Origin of the sequence: Stenotrophomonas sp. BR163 (genome assembly GCF_047520985.2) — a bacterium.
GTDB classification, from domain to species: Bacteria; Pseudomonadota; Gammaproteobacteria; order Xanthomonadales; family Xanthomonadaceae; genus Stenotrophomonas; species Stenotrophomonas sepilia.
Genome location: NZ_JAXBRE020000001.1, coordinates 109,957 through 121,811 on the forward strand (window position 1 = coordinate 109,957; position 11,855 = coordinate 121,811).

The window sequence follows — 11,855 nt, forward strand, 5'->3', positions numbered from 1 at the left end:
CAGGCTTTACCAGCGCGGGGTCTTGGTCAGCGGCGGTGCCTGGTGCTGGCGGTCGTAGGCACGCAGCTCGTCGCGGATGTGCGCGATGCGCTGGCGGCCCAAGGCATTGCGGCTGTCATCCAGCACCACGCCATCGAGCAGCTCGGCCATGCGCTGCACGGTCGGCAGCATCTTCTCCCAGGCATCAAGCGCGGTCAGCGGCGCCGGCAGGGTCAGGAAGAAGGCGATGGCCGGGGTTTCCATGGCACGGATGTTGGCCATGTCGAAGCTGCCCGGCTTCATGATGCTGGCCATCGAGAAGATCGGGCCGCGCTCGGGGTGGCCTTCCACCAGGCGGTGGAACACGTTCATGTGGCCGAATACCAGGCCGGTCTTCTCGGCCGCCACCACGATGTCTTCGCCGCGCAGCTGCTCGCCGGCACGGGCGGCCACGAACAGCGAGACGATCTTGTCGAAATCCTGGGTAGTGCGCTTGCCGAGGTCGTTGGCCGCGCCCGGGTCAGTGTCGGCCAGGCCAAGTTCGGCCTGCTCGCCTTCCCCGCGCATGCCCGGTTCGACGCGGCCCTCAGCCACCACGACGCCGTCCTCGCCCAGGACCGGTTCGCGGCGCTCGCCACTGGCCGGTTCCGTGTTCTCCACGCGACGGCCCTGGGGCTTCTTCTTCGGACGGCCAAACAGGAAGATCGCGGCGATCAACAGCAGGCCGGCGGCCAGGATGCCGATGCGCAACAGTGCCGTGTCGGACATTCGATAGGTTCTCCGGCTAATTCATTCAGGTAACTAGGATGGCACGTCAGGCCGCGCCCGCCAATCGCGCCGCTTCTTCCAGGTCCACGCTGACCAGGCGGCTGACGCCCGGCTCACGCATGGTCACGCCCGACAGCTGGTGCGCGGCCTCCATCGTCGCCTTGTTATGGCTGACGAACAGGAACTGCACCTTCTCGCTCATTTCCTTGACCATGTTGGCCAGGCGGCCGACGTTGGCTTCGTCCAGCGGCGCGTCCACCTCGTCCAGCAGGCAGAACGGGGCGGGATTCAACTGGAAGATGGCGAACACCAGCGCCACCGCGGTCATCGCCTTCTCGCCGCCGGACAGCAGCGAGATGCTGGACACGCGCTTGCCCGGCGGGCGCGCCATGATGGTCACACCCGTGTCGAGCAGGTCTTCACCGGTCAGTTCCAGGTAGGCGTGGCCACCACCGAACAGGCGCGGATACAGCGCCTGGACGCCGGCGTTGACGCGGTCGAAGGTGTCCTTGAAGCGCCCGCGGGTCTCGCGATCGATCTTGCGGATGGCATCCTCAAGTGTTTCCAGCGCCGTGGTCAGGTCGGCGTGCTGCGAATCCAGGTAGTCCGAACGCTGCGAAGCCTCGCCGTACTCGTGGATGGCGGCCAGGTTGACCGGCTCCAGCCGGCGCATGCGTGCGTCGATCTGGTGCACGGCCTGCTCCCAGTCGCCCAGGCAGGCGTCCTCGGGTAGTGCATTGAGCACGTCCTGCAGCACGAAGCCAGCCTTTTCCACCGCCGCCTGCAGGGTGTCGGCGCTGAGCACCAAGGCCTGCTGGTCGAGCTTGCGCTGCGAAATGCGCTCGCGCTGGGCCAACGCCTGCTCGTCGCGCTGGTGGCGGGTCTGCTCGTAGTTGCGCAGCTCGGCGTCGATGCCGTCAAGCAGCGTGCGTGCCTCGGTCAGCACGCGATCGGCGCGCACGCGCTCTTCCAGCGCGTTCTGGTGTTCGGCCTGCAGCGCTTCGACCGGCGAATCCCCTTCGTCCAGCTGCGAATGCAGCTCGCCCAGCCGCGCATCCAGCTGCCCGCGCTGGGTGCCCATGCGTTCCAGCGCCTGGCTCAACGAGGCCAGCTGCGCACGCTGCGATTCCAGGGTCAGGGCCAGCGAATGCGCGCGCTCGCGTACCGCGCGGGCGGCATCGCGGGCCAGGTCGCGGGCCTCGGTCAACTGCCGACGTTCGCCCTCCAGCCGCTGCCGGGTCGATTCCAGGTCGCCCATGCTGCTGACCGCACTCTCCAGCCGCGAGCGCGCTTCACGCGCCTGCTCGTTGTTGGCTTCCAGCGTTTCCTGCAACTGCTTCAGCTCGCCCTCGATGCGGTCGATGCGGGTACGTGCCGCTTCCACCTTGCCCTGCTGGCCCTGCAGCTGGCCGGCCAGCTCGGACACCGCGCGGTGGGCCTGGTAGAGCGCGCGCTGCGCATCCTCGCGCTGCTGCTCGGCCGCCTGCAGCTGCTCACGGAAACCGCTCAGCTGCTCTTCCAGCTCGGCCTCGCGGTCCTGCAGCTGCTCGATCTGCTCACGCAGTTCGTTGATCTCACGCTCGCGCAGCAGCGCGCCCTGCTCGGCGGCACCGGAGCGCGACACGCGCAGCCAGCCCTGGCCCAGGCGCTCGCCGCCCTGGGTGATGATCGAATCGCCTTCCGGCAGGCTGGCCTGCAGGGCCTTCGCCTCGGACAGTTCCTTCGCACCATGCAGGTGCGCCAGCAGCCGACGGATCGCTGCCGGGCCGCGCACGCGTGCCGCCAGCGAGGTCGGCGCCACCTTCAGTTCAGCAGCATCGTCGGCGACCAGCGCAATGTGGCCTTCGCCCAGTTCGCCCAGCGCGCCGACCAGGCTGGCCGGATCATCGACCAGCACGCCTTCGATCAGCTGGCCGAGCGCACTTTCCACCGCGTTTTCCCAGCCGGCATCCACGTCCAGGCGTTCGCCGACGCGCGCCGCCGAATCCAGCCCTCGCGCCTTCAGCCAGGCCACGGCTGCACCCTGCTCCTGCCCCAGCGCGGCCTGCTGCAGGGTCTCCAGCGAGGCCAGGCGACCGCGCAGGCCGTTGGCCTGCTTGCGCAGTTCGGCCAGTTCGTTCTGGCCATTGCGCTGCTGTTCCTGCACTGCCGCCACGCCCTGCTTGCGCAGCTCGACGTCTTCACTCAATTCATCCAGCGCGGCCTTCTGCGTGTCGTGCTGCAGGTGCAGCTGCTCGAAGGCTTCTTCCAGCGCGTCCACGTCCAGGCCTGCGCGTTCGGCGGCCAGGGCCTCGCGACGCCGGTCGGCGTCGAGGATCTGCTTGTCCAGGTAGTCCACGCGCGTGCGCTCGACATCGCCGGCGCGCGAGGCTTCCGAACTCTGCGAGGTGTGCTGTTCCCAGCGCTGCTGCCAGCTGGCCAGCCGCTCTTCAGCCTCACGCAGGCTTTCCTGCTTGATCTCGTTTTCTTCCTGCAGTGCTTCCAGCTGCGGAGTGGCGGCCTCCACCGCCTCGCGCAGCACCCTCAGTTTGGCCTCGTCGCCGCTGATGTGCTGGCCCAGTTCGGCCAGCGCCTGCTGGGTTTCATCGCGCGCCTTGTGCAGGCGCTGCGACAGCTCGCGCTGGTGCTGGATCTGCTGCTCCAGGCGCGCCAGCGTGCTGCCGACCTGGTAGACCGCAGCCTGCGCGGTGTTCAGCGCGTCGGCGGCCTCTTCGCGCCGCGCGCGCGAGGTCTCGATGCGGGCCTCGGCATCACGCTGGTCGGCGATCAGCTGCTGCAGCCTCGTCTCTTCCTGCGACAGGCCTTCGCGCAGCTTCGACAGGCGCCCGTCGAGGCCGCGGAATTCCAGCGCCTTCCACTCGGCGTCCTTGACCCGGCGCTCTTCCTGCAGGGCCTGGTACTGCTCGGCCTGCTTGGCCTGGCGCTTGAGGTGCTCCAGCTGCTTGCTGATCTCGTCGCGCAGGTCGCCCAGCCGGTCCAGGTTCTCGCGGGTGTGGCGGATGCGGGTCTCGGTCTCCTTGCGGCGCTCCTTGTACTTGGAGATGCCGGCTGCCTCTTCCAGGTAGACGCGCAGGTCTTCCGGGCGCGCCTCGATGATCTGGCTGATCATGCCCTGCTCGATGATCGAGTAGCTGCGCGGCCCCAGGCCGGTGCCGAGGAACAGGTCGGTGATGTCGCGGCGGCGGCACTTGGTGCCGTTGAGGTAGTAGTTGCTGGTGCCGTCGCGGCTGACCGTGCGCTTGACCGAGATTTCGTTGAACGAGGCGTACTCGCCCGAGATCGTGTGGTCGGAGTTGTCGAAGATCAGTTCGACCGTGGCCTGCGACACCGGCTTGCGGGCATTGGAACCGGAAAAGATCACGTCGGTCAGCGAGTCGCCACGCAGGCGGCTGGCCGAACTCTCACCCATGACCCAGCGCACGGCGTCGATGATGTTCGACTTGCCGCAACCATTGGGCCCCACCACGCCGGTCATGTTGGTCGGCAGGTGCAGGGTGGTCGGATCGACGAACGACTTGAAGCCGGACAGCTTGATCGTGGAAAGACGCATAGGGGTTCCGGACTGGGGCCGGCAAGCGGCCTGCGTTTACCCTCCAAGTCATTGATCCTGTTGGGATCGATGCCCGTGGAACGGGTGTGACGCCCTGAGTATACCGATGTGGCCGTGTTCTACGAATGGGCGTGGAACATTGCCCGGCCCTGCCCCGCCGGCCGCACGTGGCCCGAGCTGGCGAAACGGAACCATAAAACAAAACGGGCACCCTTGCGGGCGCCCGTTCTGCGGTGATGCCAGGCCTTGCGGCGTGGGATCAGGCTTCGGCGACGACGACGACCTTGACGGTGGTCTCGACGTCGGCGTGCAGGTGGACCAGCACGTCGTATTCGCCGATGTTGCGGAAGGCGCCTTCACCCAGGATGACTTCGCTCTTCTCCAGCGGCAGGCCGGCGGCAGTGAAGGCTTCGGCGATGTCGCGCGGGCCGACCGAGCCGTACAGCTTGCCTTCGGTCGAAGCGTTGGCGGCGATGGTCACGCTCGCGCCTTCCAGCTTGGCCTTGCGGCCTTCAGCTTCTGCGTGGATGGCCTGGGCCTTGGCTTCGTACTCGGCGCGCTTGGCTTCGAACTCGGCCTTGTTGCTCTCGGTGGCCGGCACGGCCTTGCCCTGCGGCACGAGGAAGTTACGGCCGTAGCCCGGCTTCACGTCGACCAGGTCGCCCAGGTTGCCGAGGTTGGTGACTTTCTGCAGGAGGATCAGCTGCATGGTATTGCTCCAGATGAGTTATTCGTTAGCGAGGCGATGCCCCGCAACAAAGGCTGTCCGAATAGCTGGCACAGCGGGGGCGGCACCGGGCCGCCCCGCCGGCATCAGACGTCGTGGTTGTCGGTGTACGGGATCAGGGCCAGGAAGCGAGCGCGCTTGACGGCGGTCGCCAGCTGGCGCTGGTACTTCGACTTGGTACCGGTGACGCGGCTCGGCACGATCTTGCCGTTCTCGGTCAGGTACTGGCGCAGGGTGTTGAGATCCTTGTAGTCGATCTCCTTCACACCTTCAGCAGTGAACTTGCAGAACTTGCGGCGACGGAAGAACTTGGACATGGGAAGGCTCCTTAGGCGGCGGAAGCGGCGTCGTCGCCGGCTTCGTTGTCAGCGGTGTTGTTGGACTCGCCTTCTTCGTCGTCACGACGACGGCGCTCACCGCGCTCCGGCTTGTCACCCTTCTCGTCCTTGCTCTTCATGATCAGCGACTGCTCGGTGTCAGCCTCGTCACGCTTGATGACCAGGTTGCGCAGCACGGCGTCGTTGAAGCGGAAGCTCTCGGTCAGTTCGTTCAGAACGGCCTGGTCGGCTTCGATGTTCATCAGCACGTAGTGGGCCTTCACCAGGTTCTGGATCGGGTACGCCAGCTGGCGGCGGCCCCAGTCTTCCAGACGGTGGATGGTGCCATTGCCGTTCTCGACCAGCGACTTGTAGCGCTCGATCATGGCCGGGACCTGCTCGCTCTGGTCCGGGTGGACCATGAACACGATTTCGTAATGACGACTCATGTTTTTTCTACCTTTCGGATGTGGCCTCGCGGCCGGACAGCCCCCCGCCGTTGAGACCGCGGTGGGGCAAGGATTCCCGCCAGGAAGGCAGGAAGCCGCGCATTATGGCGCAGATGAGGGTGCCGGGCAACCGGCCCGCGGCGGCTGAACCTGCCCCCCAGCGCCCGGCCATGCCCAGCGGGCGCCAGAACCGGCCTCAGGCCTTGTCGGCGTCGGTGGTGAAGCTCTCGCCGCAGCCGCACTCGGCGGTGGCGTTCGGGTTGCTGAACGTGAAGGTCTCGCTCAGGCCGTGCTTGCCGAAGTCGATCACGGTGCCGTCCACCAGCGCCAGGCTCTTGGCGTCGACGTAGATCTTCACGCCGTCCTGCTCGAACACGGTATCGCCCTCGCGCTCGTCGCGGGCCAGGTCGGTCACGTGGCCCCAACCGGAGCAGCCGGTCTTGGTCACGCCGAAACGCAGGCCCAGCGCGCCGGGGGTCTGGGCGACAAAGCGCTGCACGCGCTCGAAGGCAATGGGGGTCAGGCTGACGGCCATGGGGCTACTCCAGAGGTACGGGAACATTATAAGGAGCCGTTGCCGCGAAAAATGCCTCGCAAGCAGAACGCTGCAACCGGTAAACTCCCGTGTTCACAGATCGAGTCGATCAGCAGAGGATTCAAGTCATGACGGTGGTCAGCGTTGAACATGCGCTTGCCGGGAAGATCCCGGAAGGCGGCGAAGTCACGGTACGCGGATGGGTGCGCACGGTGCGCGGTTCAGCGAATCTGGCCTTCGTGAATGTGAGCGACGGCTCCTGCTTCGCCCCGATCCAGGTCGTGGCCAACGACACCCTGGCCAACTTCGACGAGATCAAGCGCCTGACCAGCGGCTGCTCGGTCATCGCCACCGGCACCCTGGTGAAGTCGCAGGGCAAGGGCCAGTCGTTCGAGATCCAGGCCAGCGCCCTGGAAGTGGTCGGCTGGGTCGAAGATCCGCTCACCTACCCGATCCAGCCCAAGCCGATGTCGCCGGAGTTCCTGCGCGAAGTGGCGCACCTGCGCCCACGCACCAACCTGTTCGGCGCAGTCACCCGCATCCGCAACTGCCTGGCCCAGGCCGTGCACCGCTTCTTCCACGAGAACGGCTTCAACTGGATCAGCACCCCGATCATCACCACCTCCGACGCCGAAGGCGCCGGCCAGATGTTCCGCGTGTCCACCCTGGACATGGTGAACCTGCCGCGTGACGAGAAGGGCGCGATCGACTTCAGCCGCGACTTCTTCGGCAAGGAAACGTTCCTGACCGTGTCCGGCCAGCTGAACGTCGAGGCCTACTGCCTGGCGCTGAGCAAGGTCTACACCTTCGGCCCGACCTTCCGCGCCGAGAACAGCCACACCACCCGCCATCTGGCGGAGTTCTGGATGATCGAGCCGGAAATCGCCTTCGCCGACCTGGCCGAAGACGCACGCCTGGCCGAAGAGTTCCTGAAGTACCTGTTCCGCGCCGTGCTGAACGAGCGCAGCGACGACCTGGCCTTCATCGCTGAGCGCGTGGACAAGAACGCGATCACCAAGCTGGAAGATTTCATCAACGCACCGTTCGAGCGCATCGACTACACCGATGCGGTCAGCCTGCTGCAGAAGTCCGGCAGGAAGTTCGACTTCCCGGTGGAATGGGGCCTGGACCTGCAGACCGAGCACGAGCGCTGGCTGACCGAGGAGCATGTCGGCCGTCCGGTGGTGGTGACCAACTATCCGGAGCACATCAAGGCCTTCTACATGCGCCTGAACGACGACGGCAAGACCGTTGCCGCGATGGACGTGCTGGCCCCGGGCATCGGTGAGATCATCGGTGGCAGCCAGCGTGAGGAGCGCCTGGACGTGCTGGACGCGCGCATGGCCCAGTTCGGCCTGGATCGCGAGCACTACAGCTGGTACCGCGACTTCCGCCGCTATGGCTCGGTGCCGCACGCCGGCTTCGGCCTGGGCTTCGAACGCCTGGTGGTGTACGTCTGCGGGCTGTCCAACATCCGCGACGCGATCCCCTACCCGCGCGCCCCGGGCAGCGCGGACTTCTAAGCCCCACACGACCACGGAGGTACGGCTCCCATGACCCTGTTCTTCGCCCTGTGTTTCGTCGGCGTTGCAGTGGCCGGGTTCAGTGCCTTCGTGATCTTCTGGCCGCTGACCCTGGTGCACGTGCGCGACCGCCATCCGGCGCTCGCCGAGCGCTTCGGCAGCGGTGCCTTCCTCAAGCCCGATGCCCTGGCCTGGCTGCTGCGCCGCGACTATCGCCAGCAGCCGGACCGCTCGCTGTCCGGACTGGCGACGCCGGCCTGGGTATCGCTGCTGACCCTGCTGGCCGGACTGGGCATGGCTGCCCTGCTCTGGCTGGCCTCGCTCTGGTAACCCCCATGAATGACATTTCTGCCTCGCGCGACAGCTGGTGGCTGGCCAGCCTCGGCAACACCCTGATCTGGGCGCGCCTGCGCGTTCGCCCGGCCGGCACCGCTGAGGTGCTCGACAGCGATGGCAACACGCTGAGCTATGACAGCGAAGACACCGCCCGTTCGCAGCTGTTCGACGCCGAATTCGTCGAGTATGACGGCCTGGACGAGGAAGACGCGCTGGTGCGCGGCTTCAGCCTGCACGAAGTGCAGCCGCCGCAGGCCGACAACGACGAGGGCCTGCGCGGCCGCATGATCCAGTCGCTGGGCGCGCGCGCCTGATCCAGGCATGTTCACTCCACGCGCCTTCGCCGAGACCGACCTGCTCTGGCTGGACCGCCTGCTGGCGCGCGATCCGTTCGTCACCGTGCTCACCCCCGGCAGCGATGGCCTGCCGGAACTGACGCGGATGCCGGTGTTGTACCGGCGCGAGGGCGAGCGCATCGAGCTGCGCGGGCACTGGGCCCGCGCCAACCCGCAGTCGCGCCACAGCGGTGCGGCCAAGGTGCTGGTCGACGGACCACACGGCTACGTCTCGGCCAGCTGGTATCCGGACAAGGAGCCTGCCGCACGGGTGCCGACCTGGAACTACGCCGCCGCCGAGCTGCGTGGCCAGCTGCACACCTTCGACGATGCCGGTGCGCTGGCCGAACTGGTCGGCGCGATCAGCGACCGATTCGAAGCCAGTGTCGGCCAGGCCTGGCAGTTCGATGCCACGCGCGCCGAACATGGCCCGGAACTGCGTGCCATCGTCGGCTTCCGTTTCCAGGTCGAATACGTGCAGCTGAAGCTGAAGCTGAGCCAGAACCATCCCGACGCCAACCAGCGCGCCGTGATCGCCGAACTGGAACAGCTGGGCACCCCTTCCTCCACCGAGTTGGCGCAGTGGATGCGCTGGCACCGCGAACAGGCCGCCCGCAGCGGCTGAACACCCCAGATTCCCGCGACGTCGCAGCCGGATGGCTGCGGTGCGCCCCCACCCGACGCCAGGGACCGAACATGAAAGACATCCACAAGCTGCTGCAGAACAACCGTGACTGGGCCGACCGCATCGAGAAGGAGGACCCCGACTTCTTCCACCAGCTGGCCAAGCAGCAGCACCCGGAGTACCTGTGGATCGGCTGCTCCGATTCGCGCGTGCCGGCCAACCAGATCATCGGCATGGCGCCGGGCGAAGTGTTCGTGCATCGCAACGTCGCCAACGTGGTCGCCCACACCGACCTCAACTGCCTGAGCGTGGTGCAGTACGCGGTGGACCAGCTGAAGGTCAAGCACATCCTGATCGTCGGCCACTACGGCTGCGGCGGCGTGCATGCCTGCCTGCACAACACCCGCGTCGGCCTGGCCGACAACTGGCTGCGCCATGTCGGTGACGTGGTGCAGAAGCACCAGGGCATCCTCGACGCCATCGAAGACGACGAACTCAAGCACGCCCGGCTGTGCGAGCTGAACGTGATCGAGCAGGTCGCCAACCTCTGCCGCTCGACCATCGTGCTGGATGCCTGGGCCCGCGGCCAGAAGCTGATGGTGCACGGCTGGGTCTACAGCCTGAAAGACGGCCGCGTGCGTGAAATGGGCATCGACGTCGGTTCGCTGGATGAACTGCAGCCGGCGTATGAAAAAGCGCTGTCCTTCGTGCCGCGCAAGGGCCGTCGCGACTGATCCCCTACGGATGACCACCATGCTCGCTTCGCCGATCAACCTGCACGCCTGGATCGAAGAGAACCGCCACCTGCTGAAGCCGCCGGTGGGCAACAAGATGATCGACAACGGCGATTTCATCGTGATGGTGGTCGGCGGGCCGAACTCGCGTACCGACTACCACTACGACGAAGGCCCCGAGTGGTTCTACCAGCTCGAAGGCGAGATGGTGCTGAAGGTGCAGGAGGACGGCGCGGTACGCGACATTCCGATCCGCGCCGGCGAGATCTTCCTGTTGCCGGGCAAGGTGCCGCACTCGCCGCGCCGCCCGCCCGGGGGCATCGGCCTGGTGGTCGAGCGCAAGCGGCTGCCGCATGAGTTGGACGGCGTGATCTGGCACTGCGAGCGCTGCAACCACAAGCTGCACGAAGAGTATTTCCCGCTGCAGAACATCGAAACCGACCTGCCCAAGGTGTTTGCGCACTACCACGCCAGCCTGGAACTGCGCAGCTGCAGCCAGTGCGGGCACGTGGATCCGCTGCCGGTGCCGGCGGCGGGCTGAGCACCTGCCCCTGTAGGGCCGAGCCCATGCGCGGCTTCGTAGCCCGGCAGCCGAGCATGGGCTCGGCGCTACAGGTTCGGCGGCAGGCACGCCGCCAGGCGCTACACTGGCGGTCCCGTTGCAGCCTGTTGCCCGACCATGTCCGACCTGCTCAGCCGCACCCACGCCATCGCCCTGGACGCCGCCGATCCGCTGCGCCCGCTGCGTGGCGAATTCCTGATTCCGCGCCATGGTGGCGGCGAGCAGACCTACTTCGTCGGCAACTCGCTGGGCCTGCAGCCGCGCGGTGCGCAGGCAGCGGTGCAGGAAGTGATGAAACAATGGGGCGAACTGGCGGTGGAAGGCCACTTCACCGGCCCGACGCAGTGGCTGTCCTACCACCGCCTGGTGAGCGCGCAGCTGGCCCGAGTGGTCGGCGCACTGCCCAGCGAGGTGGTAGCGATGAACACGCTGAGCGTGAACCTGCACCTGATGATGGTCAGCTTCTACCGGCCGACCACGCAGCGCCCGGTGATCCTGATGGAAGCCGGCGCATTCCCGACCGACCGCCACGCGGTGGAAGCTCAGATCCGCTTCCATGGTTTCGACCCGGCCGAGTGCCTGGTGGAAGTGCAGCCGGACGAAGCCAACGGCACGATTTCGCTGACCGCGATCGAACGCGCCATCGCCGAGCACGGCCCGCGCCTGGCACTGGTGCTGTGGCCCGGCGTGCAGTACCGCACCGGCCAGGCCTTCGACCTCGATGCGATCACCCGCGCCGCACGCCTGCAGGGCGCACGCATCGGCTTCGACCTGGCGCACTCGGTTGGCAACCTGCCGCTGCGCCTGCATGACGTGGCGCCCGATTTCGCCGTGTGGTGCCACTACAAATACCTCAACAGCGGCCCCGGCGCGGTGGCTGGCGCGTTCGTGCACGAGCGCCACCACCGCGACACCACCCTGCCGCGCTTTGCCGGCTGGTGGGGCCATGAGGAATCGACCCGCTTCCAGATGGCGCCCCAATTTACCCCCGCCATCGGTGCCGAAGGCTGGCAGCTCAGCAATCCACCGATCCTTGGCCTGGCACCACTGCGTGCCTCGCTGGACCTGTTCGAGCGTGCCGGCATGGAGGCGCTGCGCAGCAAATCGCTGGCGCTGACCGGCCTGCTCGAAGCGCTGGTCCGCGCACGCCTGCCGCAGGTGCTGGACATCATTACCCCGGCCGATCCGCAGCGCCGCGGCTGCCAGTTGTCGCTGCGCGTGATCGGTGGCCGCGAGCGTGGCCGTGCACTGTTCGAGCACCTGCGCGGCATCGGCGTGCTCGGCGACTGGCGCGAGCCTGACGTGATCCGCATCTCGCCCACCCCGCTCTACAACCGCTACCTGGACGTGCACCATTTCGTCGAGGAAGTGGAAGCCTGGGCCGGCCTGTAAGCCGATCCCTCCCCTGCTGCTGG

Annotated in this window: 13 protein-coding genes; 7 read left to right on the top strand and 6 right to left on the bottom strand. The window is 66.9% G+C overall.

Annotation, left to right across the window (positions count from 1 at the left end):
• Positions 1-6: 6 nt before the first annotated feature.
• The 6 genes from zipA to ACM0PY_RS00550 form a co-directional block, all read right to left on the bottom strand.
• Entirely contained in the window at positions 7-747 is a 741-nt protein-coding gene (gene zipA, locus ACM0PY_RS00525; protein WP_061480035.1) for a cell division protein ZipA, read from the bottom strand.
• 46 nt (positions 748-793) lie between these two features.
• Positions 794-4,297 (bottom strand): chromosome segregation protein SMC, encoded by a 3,504-nt coding sequence (smc, locus tag ACM0PY_RS00530; protein ID WP_414609392.1) that lies wholly within the window; start codon positions 4,295-4,297, stop codon positions 794-796.
• A 259-nt stretch (positions 4,298-4,556) separates the two neighbouring features.
• The gene (gene rplI / locus ACM0PY_RS00535) at positions 4,557-5,006 is read right to left on the bottom strand and encodes a 50S ribosomal protein L9 (RefSeq protein ID WP_005417398.1); all 450 of its coding nucleotides are present in this window, start codon (positions 5,004-5,006) and stop codon (positions 4,557-4,559) included.
• A 104-nt stretch (positions 5,007-5,110) separates the two neighbouring features.
• Positions 5,111-5,341, bottom strand: a complete 231-nt coding sequence (rpsR, locus tag ACM0PY_RS00540; RefSeq protein WP_002804494.1) for a 30S ribosomal protein S18 — start codon at positions 5,339-5,341, stop codon at positions 5,111-5,113.
• A gap of 11 nt (positions 5,342-5,352) precedes the next feature.
• Complete coding sequence (gene rpsF / locus ACM0PY_RS00545; RefSeq protein ID WP_005410228.1) at positions 5,353-5,790, bottom strand: 30S ribosomal protein S6; 438 nt, start codon at positions 5,788-5,790, stop codon at positions 5,353-5,355.
• 196 nt (positions 5,791-5,986) lie between these two features.
• On the bottom strand, positions 5,987-6,325 hold the full coding sequence (locus ACM0PY_RS00550) for a HesB/IscA family protein (protein WP_049428383.1): 339 nt from the start codon (positions 6,323-6,325) through the stop codon (positions 5,987-5,989).
• Between the two features lie 128 nt (positions 6,326-6,453).
• Between ACM0PY_RS00550 and asnS the strand changes: the two genes are divergently transcribed.
• The 7 genes from asnS to kynU all read left to right on the top strand — a co-directional run bounded on the left by asnS (position 6,454) and on the right by kynU (position 11,832).
• On the top strand, positions 6,454-7,848 hold the full coding sequence (gene asnS, locus ACM0PY_RS00555) for an asparagine--tRNA ligase (RefSeq protein ID WP_049436745.1): 1,395 nt from the start codon (positions 6,454-6,456) through the stop codon (positions 7,846-7,848).
• Between the two features lie 30 nt (positions 7,849-7,878).
• Positions 7,879-8,178 carry a hypothetical protein gene (locus ACM0PY_RS00560; protein ID WP_005417403.1) on the top strand — a complete coding sequence of 100 codons (300 nt, stop codon included), beginning with the start codon at positions 7,879-7,881 and terminating at the stop codon, positions 8,176-8,178.
• 5 nt (positions 8,179-8,183) lie between these two features.
• A complete protein-coding gene (locus ACM0PY_RS00565) occupies positions 8,184-8,498 on the top strand; it encodes a hypothetical protein (RefSeq protein ID WP_005417404.1) in 315 nt (104 codons plus the stop codon).
• A gap of 7 nt (positions 8,499-8,505) precedes the next feature.
• The gene (locus ACM0PY_RS00570) at positions 8,506-9,144 is read left to right on the top strand and encodes an FMN-binding negative transcriptional regulator (protein ID WP_134971232.1); all 639 of its coding nucleotides are present in this window, start codon (positions 8,506-8,508) and stop codon (positions 9,142-9,144) included.
• A 71-nt stretch (positions 9,145-9,215) separates the two neighbouring features.
• Positions 9,216-9,878 carry a carbonate dehydratase gene (gene can / locus ACM0PY_RS00575; protein ID WP_134971234.1) on the top strand — a complete coding sequence of 221 codons (663 nt, stop codon included), beginning with the start codon at positions 9,216-9,218 and terminating at the stop codon, positions 9,876-9,878.
• 19 nt (positions 9,879-9,897) lie between these two features.
• Positions 9,898-10,419: a 3-hydroxyanthranilate 3,4-dioxygenase gene (locus ACM0PY_RS00580; RefSeq protein ID WP_134971236.1), complete on the top strand. Its 522-nt coding sequence runs from the start codon at positions 9,898-9,900 to the stop codon at positions 10,417-10,419.
• 138 nt (positions 10,420-10,557) lie between these two features.
• A complete protein-coding gene (kynU, locus tag ACM0PY_RS00585) occupies positions 10,558-11,832 on the top strand; it encodes a kynureninase (RefSeq protein WP_088497051.1) in 1,275 nt (424 codons plus the stop codon).
• Positions 11,833-11,855: the final 23 nt, after the last annotated feature.

Bases quoted from the DNA above. Each gene is read 5' to 3' on its own strand.
- rpsR (WP_002804494.1), bottom strand. From the start codon at position 5,341: ATGTCCAAGTTCTTCCGTCGCCGCAAGTTCTGCAAGTTCACTGCTGAA.
- ACM0PY_RS00565 (WP_005417404.1), top strand. From the start codon at position 8,184: ATGAATGACATTTCTGCCTCGCGCGACAGCTGGTGGCTGGCCAGCCTC.
- rplI (WP_005417398.1), bottom strand. From the start codon at position 5,006: ATGCAGCTGATCCTCCTGCAGAAAGTCACCAACCTCGGCAACCTGGGC.
- ACM0PY_RS00580 (WP_134971236.1), top strand. From the start codon at position 9,898: ATGCTCGCTTCGCCGATCAACCTGCACGCCTGGATCGAAGAGAACCGC.
- ACM0PY_RS00560 (WP_005417403.1), top strand. From the start codon at position 7,879: ATGACCCTGTTCTTCGCCCTGTGTTTCGTCGGCGTTGCAGTGGCCGGG.
- zipA (WP_061480035.1), bottom strand. From the start codon at position 747: ATGTCCGACACGGCACTGTTGCGCATCGGCATCCTGGCCGCCGGCCTG.
- kynU (WP_088497051.1), top strand. From the start codon at position 10,558: ATGTCCGACCTGCTCAGCCGCACCCACGCCATCGCCCTGGACGCCGCC.
- can (WP_134971234.1), top strand. From the start codon at position 9,216: ATGAAAGACATCCACAAGCTGCTGCAGAACAACCGTGACTGGGCCGAC.
- asnS (WP_049436745.1), top strand. From the start codon at position 6,454: ATGACGGTGGTCAGCGTTGAACATGCGCTTGCCGGGAAGATCCCGGAA.
- ACM0PY_RS00550 (WP_049428383.1), bottom strand. From the start codon at position 6,325: ATGGCCGTCAGCCTGACCCCCATTGCCTTCGAGCGCGTGCAGCGCTTT.
- rpsF (WP_005410228.1), bottom strand. From the start codon at position 5,790: ATGAGTCGTCATTACGAAATCGTGTTCATGGTCCACCCGGACCAGAGC.
- ACM0PY_RS00570 (WP_134971232.1), top strand. From the start codon at position 8,506: ATGTTCACTCCACGCGCCTTCGCCGAGACCGACCTGCTCTGGCTGGAC.
- smc (WP_414609392.1), bottom strand. From the start codon at position 4,297: ATGCGTCTTTCCACGATCAAGCTGTCCGGCTTCAAGTCGTTCGTCGAT.